The sequence below is a fragment of the Methylocystis sp. ATCC 49242 genome (genome assembly GCF_000188155.2).
Taxonomy (GTDB): domain Bacteria; phylum Pseudomonadota; class Alphaproteobacteria; order Rhizobiales; family Beijerinckiaceae; genus Methylocystis.
Window position 1 is genome coordinate 724569 of record NZ_KE124774.1, and the last position, 17488, is coordinate 742056.

The 17488-nt window shown below is 62.4% G+C and carries 17 protein-coding genes and 2 tRNA genes; 7 read left to right on the forward strand and 12 right to left on the reverse strand.

The features are described 5' to 3' along the window. The first annotated feature begins 19 nt into the window (after positions 1 to 19). The gene (locus MET49242_RS05335; protein ID WP_036281200.1) at positions 20 to 352 is read left to right on the forward strand and encodes a septum formation initiator family protein; all 333 of its coding nucleotides are present in this window, start codon (positions 20 to 22) and stop codon (positions 350 to 352) included. 6 nt (positions 353 to 358) lie between these two features. Here the strand turns inward: MET49242_RS05335 and MET49242_RS05340 are convergent, their stop codons facing one another. The 11 genes from MET49242_RS05340 to MET49242_RS05390 form a co-directional block, all read right to left on the reverse strand. After that, positions 359 to 1243, reverse strand: a complete 885-nt coding sequence (locus MET49242_RS05340; RefSeq protein ID WP_036281201.1) for an MBL fold metallo-hydrolase — start codon at positions 1241 to 1243, stop codon at positions 359 to 361. Positions 1244 to 1358: 115 nt separating this feature from the next. Continuing rightward, the gene (locus MET49242_RS05345; protein WP_244430717.1) at positions 1359 to 1853 is read right to left on the reverse strand and encodes an SH3 domain-containing protein; all 495 of its coding nucleotides are present in this window, start codon (positions 1851 to 1853) and stop codon (positions 1359 to 1361) included. A gap of 126 nt (positions 1854 to 1979) precedes the next feature. Then, a complete protein-coding gene (locus MET49242_RS05350; RefSeq protein ID WP_084678903.1) occupies positions 1980 to 5204 on the reverse strand; it encodes an error-prone DNA polymerase in 3225 nt (1074 codons plus the stop codon). A 194-nt stretch (positions 5205 to 5398) separates the two neighbouring features. Further along, positions 5399 to 5599 carry a hypothetical protein gene (locus MET49242_RS05355; RefSeq protein WP_036281202.1) on the reverse strand — a complete coding sequence of 67 codons (201 nt, stop codon included), beginning with the start codon at positions 5597 to 5599 and terminating at the stop codon, positions 5399 to 5401. A gap of 161 nt (positions 5600 to 5760) precedes the next feature. Next, complete coding sequence (locus MET49242_RS05360) at positions 5761 to 7458, reverse strand: methyl-accepting chemotaxis protein (RefSeq protein WP_084678904.1); 1698 nt, start codon at positions 7456 to 7458, stop codon at positions 5761 to 5763. Between the two features lie 216 nt (positions 7459 to 7674). After that, a complete protein-coding gene (locus tag MET49242_RS05365) occupies positions 7675 to 8217 on the reverse strand; it encodes a hypothetical protein (protein WP_144259476.1) in 543 nt (180 codons plus the stop codon). A 184-nt stretch (positions 8218 to 8401) separates the two neighbouring features. After that, a tRNA-Ala gene (locus MET49242_RS05370) sits at positions 8402 to 8477 on the reverse strand. Positions 8478 to 8707: 230 nt separating this feature from the next. Beyond that, the gene (locus MET49242_RS05375; RefSeq protein ID WP_244430718.1) at positions 8708 to 9277 is read right to left on the reverse strand and encodes a nucleoside deaminase; all 570 of its coding nucleotides are present in this window, start codon (positions 9275 to 9277) and stop codon (positions 8708 to 8710) included. 160 nt (positions 9278 to 9437) lie between these two features. Beyond that, positions 9438 to 10775 (reverse strand): H(+)/Cl(-) exchange transporter ClcA, encoded by a 1338-nt coding sequence (clcA, locus tag MET49242_RS05380; protein ID WP_036281203.1) that lies wholly within the window; start codon positions 10773 to 10775, stop codon positions 9438 to 9440. Positions 10776 to 10843: 68 nt separating this feature from the next. Continuing rightward, positions 10844 to 12118 (reverse strand): cation:proton antiporter, encoded by a 1275-nt coding sequence (locus MET49242_RS05385; protein ID WP_051134031.1) that lies wholly within the window; start codon positions 12116 to 12118, stop codon positions 10844 to 10846. 147 nt (positions 12119 to 12265) lie between these two features. Beyond that, on the reverse strand, positions 12266 to 12697 hold the full coding sequence (locus tag MET49242_RS05390) for a hypothetical protein (RefSeq protein ID WP_051134464.1): 432 nt from the start codon (positions 12695 to 12697) through the stop codon (positions 12266 to 12268). Positions 12698 to 13340: 643 nt separating this feature from the next. Here MET49242_RS05390 and MET49242_RS05395 point away from each other — a divergent pair. After that, positions 13341 to 13760, forward strand: a complete 420-nt coding sequence (locus MET49242_RS05395) for a hypothetical protein (protein ID WP_144259477.1) — start codon at positions 13341 to 13343, stop codon at positions 13758 to 13760. A 206-nt stretch (positions 13761 to 13966) separates the two neighbouring features. On the opposite strand, the gene MET49242_RS05400 is transcribed toward MET49242_RS05395, so the two are convergent. Then, positions 13967 to 14042 (reverse strand) — tRNA-Ala (locus MET49242_RS05400). Positions 14043 to 14198: 156 nt separating this feature from the next. Between MET49242_RS05400 and MET49242_RS05405 the strand changes: the two genes are divergently transcribed. From MET49242_RS05405 to MET49242_RS05425, 5 genes are all read left to right on the forward strand, one after another. Then, positions 14199 to 14495, forward strand: a complete 297-nt coding sequence (locus MET49242_RS05405) for a YggT family protein (RefSeq protein WP_036281205.1) — start codon at positions 14199 to 14201, stop codon at positions 14493 to 14495. Continuing rightward, the gene (locus tag MET49242_RS05410; protein ID WP_036281208.1) at positions 14482 to 14814 is read left to right on the forward strand and encodes a DUF167 family protein; all 333 of its coding nucleotides are present in this window, start codon (positions 14482 to 14484) and stop codon (positions 14812 to 14814) included. Before MET49242_RS05405 ends, MET49242_RS05410 begins: the two co-directional genes overlap by 14 nt. A gap of 3 nt (positions 14815 to 14817) precedes the next feature. Continuing rightward, positions 14818 to 15876 (forward strand): MaoC family dehydratase, encoded by a 1059-nt coding sequence (locus MET49242_RS05415; RefSeq protein ID WP_036281210.1) that lies wholly within the window; start codon positions 14818 to 14820, stop codon positions 15874 to 15876. Between the two features lie 43 nt (positions 15877 to 15919). Beyond that, positions 15920 to 16336: a PRC-barrel domain-containing protein gene (locus MET49242_RS05420; RefSeq protein WP_036281212.1), complete on the forward strand. Its 417-nt coding sequence runs from the start codon at positions 15920 to 15922 to the stop codon at positions 16334 to 16336. Between the two features lie 200 nt (positions 16337 to 16536). Next, positions 16537 to 17484: an IS630 family transposase gene (locus MET49242_RS05425; RefSeq protein ID WP_036281214.1), complete on the forward strand. Its 948-nt coding sequence runs from the start codon at positions 16537 to 16539 to the stop codon at positions 17482 to 17484. Positions 17485 to 17488: the final 4 nt, after the last annotated feature.

Below are 17488 nucleotides of genomic sequence, written 5' to 3' on the forward strand. Positions count from 1 at the left end.
TCGGCGTTATTTTACGACAATGCACCGTTTGCGCGTTCTTCTTCGCTCGCTGGTCCTGCCGTTCACGCTTTATTGCGTGGCGGGAACTGTGGCCGGCTATTTCGTTTGGCACGGCGTCCACGGCCAGCGCGGCCTGAAGACCGGCGAGGAATATGAGCAGAAGCTCGCGCAGCTGCGACTCGAACGGGACATTCTGAAACTGCAGCGGATGCAGTGGGAAAGCCGCCTAGCGCTGATCAAGGGCGAGAATATCGACGCCGACATTCTCGACGAGGAAACCCGCAAGCGGCTGGGGCGCGTTCACCGGAACGAAGTCGTGATTCTGCTGCCCTCCGAGAGCGACAAGCGCTGACAGGTCTCACCGCCGCACGTAGCGCGCGGTCAAGGTCGCCGGGCCGTCGCTCTCCGCAAGCCCGCGAGCGATCAGATCTTCCATATGCGCGAAGACGGTCATCGCCGCCGCGCCGTGCAGCCGGCGGTCGACGCCCTCGTAAATTCGCGCGACGATCGCAGCGATGGTTTCGTCGCCGGCCTCCAGCCTCTGCAGGATCGCGGCTTCGCGCGCGCGGCGATGGTGGACAAGGGCGCGCAAGTAGCGTTGCGGGTCGCGCACCGGATCGCCATGGCCGGGCCAATAGATGTCGTCGTCCCGTTCGCGCATCCGCTCGATCGATTCCATATAGTCGCGCATCGAGCCGTCGGGCGGGGCGATTACCGTCGTCGCCCAGCCCATCACGTGATCGCCGGTGAACAGCGCTTTTTCTTCGCGCAACGCAAAACAGAGATGGTTCGTCGTGTGGCCGGGGGTCTCGAGCGCCTCGACCGTCACGCCGGCAAGGTCGAGCCGGTCGCCTTCCGCGAGGATCTCGTCGGGCGCGTAGCCCGTATCATGCGAGGCGTCGAGGCCGGGGCCGGTGACACCGATATCCTCCGGCGGCGAATAGGGCGCGCAGCCGGTAATGATCGCTCCAGTCGCCTCCTTAAGGGCTCTGGCGGCGGGGGAATGATCGCGATGTGTATGGGTGACGAGCACATGGCGCAGGCGCTCGCCGCGGATCGCTTCGAGCATCGCGGCGATGTGTCGGGGATTGGCGGGACCGGGATCGACAATCGCAACGTCGCCTTCGCCGACGATGTAGGCGCATGTCCCCTTGAATGTGAATGGACCGGGATTGGGCGCGACGATGCGTCTGACGAGCGGTGCGACTCGTTCTACGTCGGGCTGGGTGCTGGACTGGTGGATTTTGTGACGCCTTGCGCAACCGGTTACGGCGGATGGCTTAGCATAATTTTCAGGACGCGGGGAGAAACGGGTTCAAGGCGAATGGCGTTGCGGCGCCATTCGCCTCGTGTCTCAGTTACATCGGGAAGAAGGCGCCCTGACGGCTGAGCAGTCCTTCCATCATATAGCCGACCCGGCCGTTGTAATGGACCTGGCACCAGTTGGTCTGCCAACCAGCGACGCATGTGCCCTTGTTTACGGTCGCGCCGCCCGGCACCGCCATGATGACCTTGTAATTGGTGCCGGGACCCTTGTACATATTGCCCAGCTCGTTCGTCACGACCGGCGCGACGACCACATTGTTTCTGCCGGAGGCGGCGAGCACGCCGGCGGAGACGAAGCCGGTGACGCCATTATAATTGACTTGGCACCAGTCGCGCCGCCAGCCGCCATAGCAGTTCATCACCTGGACATCGGCGCCGGCGGGAATGACGGCGATTGCCGGCAATTTCGCATTCGGCCCCGAGCGCATATAGGCGGGGCTGATGATGGACTCGGCAAAGGCCGAGGAGGTCAAGGCGCAAGCAAAAAATGTTGTCATCAGACGCAAAGTCGTTTTCGAGGCGTGCATAAATCTCTCCCTTTTCGATTTTCGGATTGTGCTTGCGAAACTGCGCAAGGACAACGATTTCATAGCGCAATGGTTCCTTTTTTCTAACGTAAACGTCCAAGGGTCTGCTTGGACGTGACTTTTGTTTCAGTGAAAATTGCGCGCCTTCGGCATCGCCTCGCGCTTGGCGGCGCGCATCGTCTCCAGGAGGCGCAGATCGGCGGAGAGATCGTCGAGCCGCTGCGCCACGACATGGATGACGCCCTCCGCCTTCTGCAAATTGCCGGTGACGGCGACATAGCGCGCGCCAATCACCTCGGCGCGCTGGCGCTCCAGCAGCTTCGGCCAGACGATGATATTGGCGGCGCCGGTTTCGTCCTCGATGGTCATGAAGACGACGCCCTTGGCCGTGCCCGGCCGCTGGCGCAGCAGCACGAGTCCAGCGACCGTGACCCGGCGGCCGTCGCTTTCCCGCCCCAGCGCTTCGCAGGGGATGATGTGTCGTGCGAGCCGGGGGCGCAGGAAGGCGACGGGGTGGCCTTTCAGCGACAGCGACAGAAAGCGATAGTCCTCGACAACCTCCTCGCCCGGCGGCATGGGCGGCAGATGCGCGTCGGGCTCGAGCGGCGCGAAGGCGAGGTCGCGCAGGAGGGGCAGGTCGTCCTTGTCGCCGACTCGGTTCAAACCCGCCGCCGCCCAGAGCGCGTCGCGGCGCGACAGGCCGAGCGAGGCGAAGGCGTCGGCCTCGGCAAGGCGGGTGAGCGTCGCGGGCGACAACTCCGCGCGCAGCCAGACGTCGCGCACGGAATCATAGCCCTTGCCGCGCCGTGCGACGAGGCGGCGCATGTCTTCCTCGGCAAGCCCCTTGATCTGCCGGAAGCCGAGGCGGATCGCGCAATCGCCGAGAATGTCGCCGGCCATTTCGGCGTGGTGGGGGTGCAGGGGGAGGCGTTTGTCGCCCACTGGTCGAGACTCCGGCGGTCGAGATGTTCGCGTTTCTTTTTCTTCCAGCGTGCAGTCCCAATCGGAGGCGTTGATGTCCGCCTCGCGCGTTTCGATCCCGTGCTCGCGCGCGTCGCGCACGATCTGCGCCGGGGCGTAAAAGCCCATGGGCTGGGAGTTCAGCAATGCGCAGGCGAAGACGTCCGGATAGCGGCATTTCATCCAGGCCGAGGCGTAGACGAGCAGGGCGAAGGACGCAGCATGGCTTTCGGGAAAGCCATAGGTGCCGAAGCCTTCGATCTGGCTGAAACAGCGCTCGGCGAACTCTCGCGCATAGCCCTTGCGGGTCATGCCGAGGATCATCTTGTCGCGAAAGCCGCCGATGAGTCCGGCGCGCTTGAAGGTCGCCATGGCGCGGCGCAGCTGATCGGCCTCCGAGGGCGTGAAACCCGCCGCGACGATGGCGATGCGCATCGCCTGTTCCTGAAAGAGCGGCACCCCATAGGTTCTGCCGAGCACCTGCTCCAGCTCCTTCGAGGGGTAGGAGACCGGCTCCTTGCCGCTGCGACGGCGCAGATAGGGATGCACCATATCGCCCTGGATCGGGCCGGGACGCACGATCGCGACCTCGATGACGAGATCGTAGAAGCAGTTGGGCTTGAGCCGCGGCAACATCGACATTTGCGCGCGGCTCTCGATCTGGAAGACGCCGACCGTGTCGGCGCGCGAGATCATGGCGTATACGCGCTGGTCTTCGGCAGGGATCGACGAGAGGCGGTGGACGATCCCGTAATGTTGCGCGAGCAGATCCAGTCCTTTGCGCAGGCATGTGAGCATGCCGAGCGCGAGCACGTCGATTTTCAGAAGGCCCAGCGCGTCGAGATCGTCCTTGTCCCATTCGATCGTCGTTCGACCTTCCATTGCCGCGGGTGAGACGGGAACGACCTCGTCGAGCCGGTCGCGGGTGATGACGAAGCCGCCGGAATGTTGCGTGAGATGACGCGGGAATCCTTCGATTTCCGCCGCCAGCGCCAGCGCCTTGGCGAAACGGAGTTCGCTGGCGTCGAGGCCGAGCCGCGCAATGTCCCGGGCGCGCGAGCCGTCGCTGCCGCGCCCGAAGGCGGCTGACGAGAGGCGCCCGAGCAGATCGTTCGACAAGCCGAAAGCCTTGCCGATTTCGCGAATGGCGCTCTTGCCGCGATAGGTGGTGACGGCCGCGGCGAGTCCCGCGCGTTCGCGGCCGAAGCGCGTATAGATATACTGGATCACCTCCTCGCGCCGCTCATGCTCGAAATCGACGTCGATGTCGGGCGGCTCGTTGCGCTCGGCGGAGATGAAGCGCTCGAAGAGAAGATCGTGCTTCGTGGGATCGACTTCCGTAATGCCGAGGCAGAAGCAGATGACGGAATTGGCCGCCGAGCCGCGCCCCTGCGCGAGGATTCCCTGTTCGCGCGCAAAGCGCACGATGTCGTGCACGGTGAGAAAATAGGCGGCGTATTTCAGCTCGGCGACGAGCTGCAATTCGCGTTCGAGCAGCTTTTCGACATCTTGCGGCGCGCCTTTCGGATAGCGCGTCATCGCGCCCGCGCGTGACAGCGCTTCGAGCGCCTCCTGTTCGCTGGCGTAGCCTTCGCGCAATTCGCTCGGGTATTCGTAGGCGAGGTCGGTAAGGCGAAAGTCGAGCGCGTCGATGAAACGCGCGCTTTCCTCGACCGCCCGCGGCGCGAGCCTGAAAAGCCGCGCCATTTCCTCCCCGCTCTTGAGATGCCTCTCGGCGTTGGCGGAGAGGAGGAAGCCCGCTTCATCCAGCGTCGTCTTTTCGCGGATGCAGGTCAGCGCGTCGGCGAGCGGACGACGGTCCGCCACGTGCATATGCGCGTCATTGACGGCGACGAGCGGCAGGCGGAGCGTTTGTGCGAGTTCGACGCGGCCCGCGAGGCGCGCGCGCGGGCGTGGACCGTAAAGCGCGGTCGCGGCGAGCCACAGGCGGCCGTGCAGCGCCTCCATGAGGGCAGGGGGCGGCGCGCCATTTTCCATCAGTATGACATGCTGGCCCTCGCCGAATTCGATGAGGTCGTCGAGAAAGAGCGCGCAGTCGCCCTTCTGCGTGCGTGAATTGCCGCGCGTCAGCAGGCGGCACAGGCGGCCATAGGCGGCGCGATCTTTCGGGTAGCAGAGAATGTCGGGCGTCCCGTCCCGAAAGACGAGCCGCGCGCCGACGGCCAGACGAAAATCCCCGACGCTTTCCCTGTGCGCGCGCAGATAGGAGAAGGCGCGCACCACGCCCGCGAGCGAATTGCGGTCTGCGATCCCGATGCCGGAATGACCCAGAGCCAGCGCCGTCGCCGCCATCTCCTCCGGGTGTGACGCGCCGCGCAGGAAAGAGAAGTTGGTAGTGGTCGCAAGCTCTGCGTAGCGGGGCGTCGGCATGGGCGGAACGGAATGCTTGTTCTCTTATTGTTCCGTTTTTCGCCCCTGCGTCAAGCGGTGTGATTCTGAAGGCAAAAAGAGGCCCCGTTGGAAAGGACGAGGCCTCAGTTGGCCGGGCGAAGACAGACGCGCCGGCGACAACGATGTAGAGAGCAGATACGCGCTCGAAAGCTTTACCTGAAAACTTCGACTTCTCAGTCGAAGACCGCGCCGAGCGCCACGCCAAGCAAGCCCACCACGACCGCCGTGGGGAAGATGGCGTAGCCGCCCATCAGAAGCGCGCCGATGGCGCCGCCAATCACCGCGGCGACGGCGCCGCCGACGATTTTTCCGTTGTTGCCTTCTTTCTTTTCCGCCGCGACGTCGCCGGCGTTCTGCATCGTCTCTTTCGACATGACATTTCCCCGGGAAGCAGACCAAATCGCCGCATCGGAGACATCCGTAGCGTTGTCATGTGAGAGTGTGATGAGAGTTTCGTGAAAGACGCGTCACGCCGACGTTGTCTATCCTTCACATGAACGCCGGAAGCGACGCGCGCTCCGGCCGCGCTGTCGCCCTATGCCGCCATGTCCGGCCGATCCGCCGACTCTTCGCGCGCCGGGCGATCCGAGAATCTGAAATGACTCAAAAGCTCGGAGAGTCTCTTGACCTGATCGCCAAGGCTGTGGCTCGCGGCGGTCGTCTCCTCGACCATGGCGGCGTTTTGCTGCGTATTCTGGTCGATGGCGCTGACTGCGGTGTTGACCTGCTGGAGCGACAACGCCTGCCTATGTGTGGCCTCCGCGATCGCCGACACATTCCTGTCGAGCTCCTGCATCTCGGCGACGATTGCGGTCAGCGCCTCGCCGGTGTCGCCGACCAGCGCCACGCCGGCTTCGACCTGATCGCTCGATTGGTTGATGAGGCCCTTGATTTCCTTCGCCGCATCGGCGGAGCGCTGAGCGAGCGCGCGCACTTCCGAGGCGACGACCGCGAAGCCGCGTCCTGCTTCGCCCGCGCGCGCGGCCTCGACGCCTGCGTTCAACGCGAGAAGATTGGTCTGGAAGGCGATCTCGTCGATGATTCCGATGATGTTCGAAATCTGATCGGACGAATTCTTTATCTGTCCCATCGCCGCGACTGCGTCCCGCACGATGTCGCCCGACCTCTCGGCGTTGGCTTTTGTCTTGCCGACGAGGGCGCCGGCGCTCTGCGCGCTCCTGGCTGAATCCCTGACCGTGGCCGTGATCTCCGCCACGGTCGCGGCCGTCTCCTCGAGCGCGGCCGCCTGTTGTTCGCTGCGTGTCGCGAGATCGTCGGCTGCAGCGCGGATTTCCGCCGCGCCCACGTTGATCGTCTCGCCGCTCTCGCCGACGCGCCGCAATGTCTCCTGCATTTCTTCGACGGAATGATTGAAGTCGATGCGCAGCTTGTCGAACGCCGGGACGAACGGGCGCTCGATTCTTTGCGTGAGATCGCCCTTTGCAAGCCGTTCGAGACCGCCGCCGATCTCGCTTACCGCCCGCACGCGATCGGTCACGTCCGTCGCGAATTTGACGATCTTGATCACATTATTGTTGAAATCGAAGATTGGATTGAACGAGGCCTGAATCCAGACCTCCCTGCCGCCCTTGCCGCATCGCCTGAATTCTTCCGCAATATACTCACCGCGGTTGAGCCGCGCCCAGAGTTCCCGATATTCGGCCGATTGACCATAGGCCGGCTCGACGAACATGCGATGGTGCTTGCCCTGAATCTCGTGGAGTTCATATCCGAGCGTGCGCAGGAAATTCTCGTTGGCGGTAAGAATGATTCCGTCGACAGAGAATTCGATGACGCCCTGCGCGCGCGAAATTGCTTGGAGGATACCCTGATTTTCCGCGGCCTTGAGCTTTTCAGACGTGATGTCCGCCGCGACCTTAACGATCTTGACGACATCGCCTCTCGAATTGACGACGGGATTGTACGAGGCCTGAATCCAGACGTCGCGCCCGCCTTTTCCTATGCGGTGATACTCGCCGGCGTCGAATTCCCCGCGGCCGAGTTTGGTCCAGAAGGCGCGATATTCCGGGCTATTTGCGTGATCCCGCGAGATAAACATGCTGTGATGCTTGTCTTGAATCTCCGAGAGTTCGTAGCCGAGCGTCTTGCAGAAATTTTCGTTCGCGAAAAGGACGACGCCGTTCGGGTCGAATTCAATGATCCCCAGCGATCGGCTGATCGCGTCGAGGTCGGCCCTGGCGTTGGATCGGGAGGCTAATCTGGAGAAAAACATATATGCGGCTCACCCTGCCTTACTGATTGAGCATATGATTCAGGCTCAACCGTTGCGAGTAAGCTCGGTCTTTGCAATTAAGATTTTGTAACGAGAGGCAACGTCGCGCAGGAATTTTTCAGTGCGCAACCAGCGCGGGCATGGTCGGCAAATAGCGGAGAGTGTTGATTTAACGCCAACGGCGACCCTCGCTGAGGGTCGCCGCTATCGTCTCGATTATTGGGCCGGTTCCTCAACCGGAATGCCGGTGGGCTCGGCCGGCTTGGCTTTCGGCTTAGCCTTCGGCTTGGGCTTCGGCTTGGGCTTCGGCTTAGCGGGCGCCGGCTTGGGCTCCTCGGCGGCCGGCGCGGGCTCTGCGGCCGGCGGAGCGGCTTCTGGCGCCGGGGCCGGCGGCGGCTCTTCGGCGGCGGGAGCGGGGGGCGGCGGGGGCTCTTCAGCCTTCGGCGCCTCGGCTGGCGGGGTCTCTGTCGGCGCGGCGCTCGTTTCAGCCGGCGGCGTCTCCGGCATGGTTGGCTCCGCCTCGGTCTTCGGCGCTTCCGCCTCGGCGGGAGCCGGCGTCGCGGGCGCTTCCGTCGCTGGAGCCTCGGCAGGCGCTTCAGGCTTCCGGTTCATCTTCTCCTTGAGAGAGTCTATCCGCGACTCGATCGCGGCCCGGAGGCCAGCGACCCCTTCGGTCGGCGCCGTATAGACGCCTAGTCCATAGCCGATCGCCCCTGCGACCACGGCCGTGACAAGAGTCGAAATTCCACTTCGGGCCATTCTATGCCTTCCTCCAAAAGAAGAAGCCCGCGCATCGACTCAGGCGGGCTCCCTGTTGAACGCATTACCGGATAAAGTCACACGGGAGAAATTAATTATCGGACAGAACAAACGGCAAGCTGACTTTGATCCGGTTGCATAAAGCTTTCGCTCATAAAGATGTTTGTAAAAAGGCTGGGGCGACTGGTGGAGCTGGGGGGATTCGAACCCCCGACCTCTGCAGTGCGATTGCAGCGCTCTCCCATCTGAGCTACAGCCCCGTTCCGAACCGGGTGATCTCAATCTCCTGAAAAATCAGGATTAAATACAATTTACAGTCTGTTCACTTTAACGATCTGAATCTCGCTATTCAAGCAGCCTGCCTATTTTTCGAACCCGGACGAAGCAATCTCTCGAAAAGGGAAGGACGTTCAGATCGCCTTTTGATCGGACGATTGTGGCGGCAATGGATCGTCGCGCGTCTCGCGTCGGACCCAACGAATCTCCGCGGCTATTCGGGCACTGGCGGCGGAAACAGCGCCAGCGCTTCCTTCGCGAAAACGCCGCCGGTTATGTCGATATTCGCGAATGACGCTGCGGCGGCCACGGTTTCGCTCGTAACCATGATCTGCCCGAGGCGAGTCGAAAGCTCCTGAATGGACGCCGCAAAGACGACGCGCCTGAAGCCGCACCAGATGATCGCGCCCATGCACATGGGACAAGGTTCGCCGGTGGTGTAGATCGTCGCGCCATTGAGCTCGGCCGACGGATGGCTCTTGATGAAGTTGCGGATCGCGACCATCTCGCCATGGGCCGTCGGGTCATTTGTCGATTTGCCGCTATTGTGACCGGTCGCGAGCACGCGCCCGCCTTTCTCGATCACGGCGCCGAATGGAAAATCTCCGCGCGCGGCCTCGTCGAGGGCAATGCGCATGTAGCGCTCGTCATCTGCCCGAACGGGTGTCTGCGTCGCGCGCGCCCAGGCGCCGGTCGAAGCTGCGGCGAATGCCGAGAGAAGAAGACCGCTCGTCACGCGGCGTCTATCCATGTCGCAATGACAACGGCATGATGGTTTGATCATTCCTAACTCTCCTTCGTCACGCCGCTCACGCTTGCGACGAGGAGCCTAAATCACGCCTCTTGGCGTGACAAATCGAGTTGTAATCGAGGGGGCGACGCGCAAGGCGTAGCAATCTGAGCTTGGGCGTTGATAATCTCTTGGTGAAGCGCGAAACGCTTTTTTATGTTTTCGTGTTTTGCTGCAAGGCTCGCTCGCGGCGCAGCGTGCCTGTGCGAAGCGATTCATATATGGGCGCATCGCGCAGCAGCGTCGGCGCAAGCATGGCGGCGAAACAGGCGCCCAGCATCGGCAGGAGCATGATCGTATTGGCGGTCATCTCGGTGACGAGGACGATGCCTGTCAAAGGCGCGCGCACGACGCCGGTGAAAAGCGCCGTCATGCCGACGAGCGCGAAAGCCTGCGGCTGAATGTCGGCTCCCGGGAAGAGATATTGGCAAATCGCGCCGAAGAACCAGCCGAACAGCGCGCCGAGCGCCAGCAGCGGCGCAAACAATCCGCCGGGCGCGCCGGCCGAATAGGAGACATGGCCTAGCGCGAATCTGAGCAGCAAAATCATTGGCGCCGCTGAAAAAATCTCGGTGCCCATCAGCGCGCGCTGCGTGATTCCGTCGCCCCCGCCAACCATCGAAGGCGCATACCAAGCCAGCGCCCCGACGCCCGCGCCGATCACGCCCGCGCGCAACTCGATCGGCGCGAACTTCAGCCCTTCGGCCGCAGCAATCGTTGCAAGCAATGCGCGGTTATAGACGATCGCGAAGAGTCCGGCGACGCCGCCAAGGATGAAAAACAGCGGCTGCTGCGTGGCGGGAGGATAATGGAGCGCGCCGACATCGAAATCCGGCGTATCGCCGAGGATCATCCGCGCCACGGCGATCGCCGTTGCGGAGGACGCGAGCGCGGCGATGGCGATGCGATGCTCGAACTTCTGAACCAGCTCCTCGAGCACAAAAGCCGCTCCCGCGATCGGCGCATTGAAGGCCGTAGCGAGACCCGCCCCGGCGCCGGCGGCGATAAGCACGCGACAATCGGGCCAGCTCCGGCGCGACGCCCACCCGAACCAATGACCGATGACCGCCCCCATCTGCACGCTCGGCCCCTCCCGGCCAAGCGCCAGACCGGCGCCGATCGCCAGCGCGCCGCCAAGGAATTTCACGGCGAGCAGACGAAAGGGCGCCGGCGGGACAAGTCCATGCAGCACGGCTTCGACATGCGGAATGCCGCTGCCCGATGCGTGCAAGGAAAAACACCGAACCATCCAGGCCGCGAGGAAGGTCGCCACGCCGCAAAGCGTCACGAAGAAGATGAACCCGTACGCATTGTCCCGATGCGCGACGATGATCAGCGCATCGCGCAACCGCTCGGCCCACTCGAGAGCGAGTCGGAATGCGGCGCCGACGAGTCCCGCCGCCGCCCCTGCGACAAGGGAGAGCAGCGCGAGAACCAGCAGGCCGCCTTCGTTTTCAATGGGCGCCGACTCGTGGTTTGGGTCTGTTTGCATATGACGGGCGACGGAGACAGCAGTTTGCAGATTTCCTGTCTAGCCGAGTCGGCGCGACGGCTGAAGGATCACTTTTTCAAATTCAGGCTCTCGGGCATCAAGGTGAGGAAGCGGGAGGCCATCGCTGAAAACCAGTCCGCGACGCTGCGCGATACAGCGAAAATGGCGCCGTCCGGATGCGTTCGCTCCGGATTGGTCCGAAGCCAGAAGGCCAGGGCCGGGTAGACGGTCACCGTGACAATGGCGGCGCCGACGAGCGCCGTTGCATTTTCAGGCGCCATCTGGCTCGACCTCACGCCGAGATAGGTGATGGCGACGACGAGCGGGAGCGTGGTCGACGATAACAGCGCCAGCGCTGGCAGATCGCGTTCTGCAAGCGCCTTTTTGTACAAATTCAGCGGCGCGAGGCGAATGACGAGAAGAACGAGTGAAAATAGCGCGAAACGCGCAAGGCTCGCGGGGCTTGTTACGAGGGCGGGCAGATCGAAGGCCACGCCGCTGGCTACGAAAAACAGCGGGATGAAAAAGCCGGAGCCGATCGTGGTCAATCGATCCTCCAGCACTTCCGCCTTTGTGCCGCGAACCAGCATGGCCACCGCCATTCCAGCCGTATAGGCTCCGACGACGGTCTCGACGCCGAAACTGTTGGCCAACGCGACGAAGCCCAGAAGTATTAGCAGCGAAACGCGAACGGGAAGAATCTCGCTGTCGCCGAGCCAGTTCACGATTTTTTCGGACAAGCGCTCGGACCGCATGGTCGTCAGGAAAAAAATCGTTCCAACCGCGATCGCAAGAAACAGGATGCTCAGGATCGTTTGATGGATGTGGTGTTTTTCCTGCGCCAGCGCGATCGAGGCCAGAATGAGCGGAGCAAGTTCGCCCATAGCGGCCGAGCCAAGAACATAATGTCCGAAATCACTGTCGAGATCGCCTGACTGCCGAAGGACCGGAATGAGAATGCCAAAGGCCGTCGTCGGCAGGACGAGCGCGACGAGCAGAGGCGCGCGGACGAGGCCAGCGAAATAGAGCGCCCCGACGAAAACAATGGCGAGGCCGAACGAGGCAAGCCAGGCAAGCGCGCCGAGGCGAAGCGGCGCCAGACCGATTTCATTCTGCTTGAACTCGAAACCGGCCTGAAAGAATAGGAAGACGAGACCCAGTTCGCCAAGAAACTTTATTGTCTCATCACTCGTAACAAGCCCAATAACGCTGGGGCCCACGAGGACGCCGAGCATCAGTTCGAGCGCCACCACGGGCATTAGCGCGAGCGCGGGAAGCCGAACGAGGAGCGGCGCAAGAACGGCGATGCAGGAGATGATGAATACGCCATAGAAATCGTTCATGAACGAAACATCCTCTGGATCGGGGCGTCTCAGACGGCGCTCTGCCGCCCGGGCAAATTTGCTATTTCATATTCAGACTGTCTACCGGATCTGGAGGCGCTTATTAAACCGGATTGACGTGCGTAGGCATGTCACAGCCGCGTCTTGTCAACTCCGGCGCACGGGTCGGATTTCGGCGATTGCTCCGAAAAGAAACGCCGTCGTCAGACCGAAAAGGATCAGGCCGTTCATCGCCTCGATCGCGCCGAGGAGTCGCCAATTGTCTCTCAGGCCTATGTTGGCGTGACCGTAGCTCGTTATCGCGCCCAGGGAATAGAGCAGCGCGGTTTGCAGATCCGCCGCCGCGCCCAGCCAGGTGTATACAAGCGCCCAGACGCCGGCCTCGATTGAATGCATGCCCGCAGCGACAAGCGCGATCATCGCGACCATGATGATGAAATAGGGGATTGTTCGAGGGGTCTTCCGTCGCCGCTCCTGGAAGATCAGCGCCCATTCCATCAGGACGAGACCGCAAACGTGCCCGACGATCGTGACGACGAGAAGCGGTATTCCCCATATCCAATCCGAAGCCCAATACATCGCTTCTCCCTGGTTCTGGACGACTTTCGCATTTTCGTTGCTTGAACGGTCCGTTTTGGACGGCGGCGGGTGCCTCGTCCCGTCTTGCAGGATGAAGAGTATATTTCCCGGAGCGGCGCGGCAATGCTTGCGCGATCCCGCAACCGGCGGGCTGTCGAACGCGATTGTCACCAAAGCCTCCGTTCATTATTTCATAAACAAGCGATGCACGCGCTTCGATATTGCGCGTCAGCATTGTCGGCCGGGCGACGACGCGGGAGCTATCGGCGCGCGCAGGTCGTGAACCGCGCGGCGCAAATGAAGCGGCAAAAAGTGAAGCTGCCGCCGGAAATCGCGATGCGAGTCGCGTGAGCGATTGCGAACCGGCTCCGGTGATTTCCGCATATGTTTTCCATGCAATGTGTCGCATGTGACCGGTTGTCGCTTGGCTTATCGAGAACGAAGCACAATTATATACATCCGCGGGGTGCGGCGTTTGACGTCATCTGCGGCGTCACATCCGGTGCGGCCGCGCGAGCGGAGGGGGGGGGATTCTCGGGATAGTTTTGTTGACGTCGAAAGCCTCCGCGCGGCGGCAATGCGGGCGACCCGAAGCGAGCCGCCCCGGTTTTGGCCCTCGGAATTGGGAAGTCGGGAGGATTACATGCGTAAATTTCTTGTCTCTTTGAGCGCTCTCTTGCTTGCGGCCAGCTCCGCCCATGCGTTGTGCGTGAAGCCCGCGGGGAAATACACAGGCTCGGCGGCGGGTCAGCATGTCAATAGAACTAATCGAACAGTCATCGACTGGGTCGCTTTCGAAACGAGCGTTTCAATATCGCCCGCCGGCGATGGCCTGATGTATCAGGTCGGAGAGGCGGCCGGGGCCGGCGTCTTCAGCGCGACCTATTCGTTCACGGCGTTCGCGAATGTTTTCAACCCCGCTTCCTGCACGGGCGCCATCACGACCAATATCGGGCGGCGTTATCACTATGCGTCATCCGCGAACGGGAACGTCGTCACCCTGACCGACACGACCGGCGACGCCGTCGTGGCCGTCTACAACATTCGTCTCGAGAGGCAATGATGTCTTCGGCTAATCCCTGAGGTCGACCTTGTCGGCGCAGGGGCGCGGTCCGTTCGAGACTGTCGGAGAGCGAGCTGATCCGGACGGAGACGCTGGATCGGCCCGCAGTGCGCAACGCGCCGGGCGTTGCGGCGATCAGCGCGCGCCGACAGTCTCCTCGCGGCGCCGCCGCGATTGGAACTCTCTCACCAAGTTTTTGATTTCTTTGGTGGAGCTGGGGGGATTCGAACCCCCGACCTCTGCAGTGCGATTGCAGCGCTCTCCCATCTGAGCTACAGCCCCGTTCCGAGGGCGGTGGGTACACGGCGCGTCTTTTCCTGTCAATCGCCTCACGCATTTTTTGATCGCGTTCGGCGCGCATCTTTTTAGAAAGGATTGCCGCGCCGGGGCAGGGAGGCTAGACAATCCGCCGTCTTCCATATTCGCCGGGCCTCCAAGATGTCTTACGCAGTGGTCAATCTTCTCGTCACGATCATCAACCTCTACTGGTGGGTCGTGATCGCCATGGCCGTCATGTCCTGGCTCATCGCATTCGACGTGGTGAACATGCGCTCGCAGGCGGCCTATTCGATCTGGAAGGCGCTCAACGCGCTGACGGAGCCTCTTCTGCGGCCGATTCGCTCGGTGCTGCCGAGCCTCGGGGGGCTCGACATTTCTCCGATCATCCTGCTGCTTGGTCTGCAGTTCCTTGCCGATCTGGTGAGCGGCGCCGGCGGCGGACTTGTCCTCAGATAAGCCGGCGCCCTGGTCGCCCGAGACCGGGGGCGTCGCGGTCTGGCTGCGGCTGACTCCCAAGGGCGGCCGGGACGCCATCGAGGGCGTCGAGACGCTCTCGGACGGCCGCGCCGTGCTGAAGGCGCGGGTGCGGGCCGCGCCCGAAGACGGTCGCGCCAATGCGGCGTTGATCGAACTGATCGCGAAGGCGCTGCGCGCGCCAAAAAACGCGGTGTCGATTCGCTCCGGCGAGACGAGCCGCGTGAAGAAGATTTTCATTGCGGGCGATTCCGCGACCTACCTCGACGCGCTGGCGAAGCTGGCGCCAACAAGTGGCTGAGAGATGAGCAAGTCCAAGATCAACGTCGGCAATTTCTTCGAGGATTTCAAAATCGGTCAGGTGCTGCGCCACGCTGCGCCGCGTACCGTGACGACGGGCGAAGTCGCCTTTTACACTGCGCTTTATCTGCCGCGTTTCGCCGTGCAGTCCTCCAAGGCTTTCGCGCAGGCGATCGGCTATCAGGATGCGCCCATCGACGACATGCTGGTGTTTCACCTCGTGCTCGGCAAGACCGTGCCGGACGTGTCGCTCAACGCCATCGCCAATCTCGGCTACGCGGATTTCAAATTTCTTACGCCCGTCTACCCCGGCGACACGCTCGACGCGACCTCGGAGGTCATTGGCCTCAAGGAGAACTCCAACAAGGAGACCGGCGTCGTCTATGTGCGCACGACTGGCAAGAATCAGCGCGGCGAGACCGTGCTCTCCTACGCCCGCTGGGTGATGGTGAAGAAGCGCGACAAGAACGCGCCCGTCGGCCCCGAAGTGATCCCCGATCTGCCCAAGGCCGTTGCGCCGTCCGAGCTCGGCAAGGCCGTGCCGGCGATCAATGTCGCGGCTTACGACAAGGCGCTCGCCGGCTCGCCGTTCTTCTGGGGCGATTACGAGAAGGGTGAGAAGATCGACCACATCGACGGCATGACGGTGGAGGAAGCCGAGCATCAGCTCGCCACGCGCCTCTACCAGAACAACTCGAAGGTCCACTTCAACCAGTATTACGAGGCGCAGGGACGTTTCGGAAAGCGCATTATCTACGGCGGCCATGTGATTTCCCTGGCGCGCGCTCTCTCCTTCAATGGCCTCGAGAACGTCTTCCACATCTCGGCGGTGAATGGCGGCCGGCACGTCAATCCGCTGTTCGCCGGCGGCACCGTCTTCGCCTGGAGCGAGGTGCTGGACAAGGCGGAAATACCCGGCCGCAGCGACATCGGCGCGCTGCGCATGCGTCTCGTCGCGACCAAGGACAAGCCCTGCGCCGATTTCCCGCTGAACGGCGCCGACGGCAAGCCGGACCCGGCCGTGCTGCTTGACCTCGATTACTGGGCGGTGTTGCCTAGGTAAGCCCCGACGCGCGCGCATCGCGGCGTAATTTGAGGAGGATTGTATGTTCAAGGCTTCTCTCGTCGCCGTAATGCTCGCGTTTTCCGTCGCGACCGCGCAGCCTGTCCGGGCCGAGGTACAGTCGATCGACGTCCTCGTCGTGCCGCTGGATAAATTGCCGAGCTACGGCTCGGTCGTGTCGGCCTGGTATGGCAAGCCGGTCTATGACCCGTCGGAAAAGAAGGTTGGCGCGATCACCGACATGCTGTTCGACGCGAATGGTTCGATCAACGCCGTGATGCTGAATGTCGGCGGCTTCCTCGGCGTGGGGGCGAAACATGTCGCCGTGCCGGTGACTGCCATCACTTTCACGGCGAAGAACAACAAGTCGTGGCTGACCATCAACACGACGAAGGACATTTTGAAAAAGGCTGTCGGCTACAAGTTCGACAAGCAGATGGGCGTGTGGAATCCGGAGTGATTTGAGTCGCTTGCGACATGAGGCGCGAGGAGGCCCGCACCCGCGCGCCAAATTGAAACCGCCCGCGCCGCCAGTCTTCGCCGGGATGCTAGGCGCAAGCCGAAAAGCTAGAGCATTTCCCTGTATTTCTGAATCGGGAGGGATTCCTGTTTTAGCAGGAGTGTGATTCAAGATGCTGGCTGGGCGGAGGCCAGCATCCAATGGTTCGACCTCTCTCCAATGATCTTCGAGAGCGTGTGGTTGCGTCGGTTTTGGCTGGCGAGAGTTGCCGCGCCGTGGCTTTGCGCTTTGGCGTGGCCGTGTCATCGGTCGTGAAGTGGTCGCAGCGCCAGCGCGAGACGGGCTCGGTCGCGCCGGCAAAAATGGGCGGCTATCGCAAGCGCGTGCTGGAGCCGCATCGCGCTTTCATTGTCGAGCGTCTGGCGCAGACGCCGCATTTGACGTTGCATGGCCTCAAGGACGAGCTGCTGGCGCGCGGGGTCAAGGTTTCGCACAACGCCATTTGGATGTTCCTGCGCCGCGAGGGGCTGCGGTTCAAAAAAACGCTGCTGGCGCTCGAACAAGGCCGCGCTGACATTGCGCGACGGCGCAAGCGCTGGCAATCGCTGCAAGCGCGCCTCGATCCCAGGCGGCTGGTCTTCATCGACGAGACCTGGATCAAGACGAACATGACGCCGCTGCGCGGCTGGGGCCCCAAGGGCAAGCGCTTGCGCGGCCTCGCGCCGCACGGCCATTGGCGCACGTTGACCTTTCTCGGCGCGCTGCGCTGCGATCGTCTCGACGCGCCCTGCGTCTTCGACGGGCCAATCAACGGCGCGTGTTTCCGCGCCTATGTCGAACAACAACTCGTCCCCGCGCTTAAGCAGGGCGATATTGTCATTATGGACAATCTCGGCAGTCACAAGGGCGAGGCGGTGCGACGCGCGATCCGCGCCGCCGGAGCCAGACTGTGGTTTCTGCCGCCCTATTCGCCCGACCTCAATCCAATCGAACAGACCTTTTCCAAGCTCAAACACTGGATGCGACAGGCGCAGCAGCGAACCATCGATGAAACCTGGCGACAGATCGGACGCCTCGCAAAAGACATCCAACCACAAGAATGCAGCAACTACTTCACAAACGCAGGATACGCTTCCGTCAAAATATGAAACG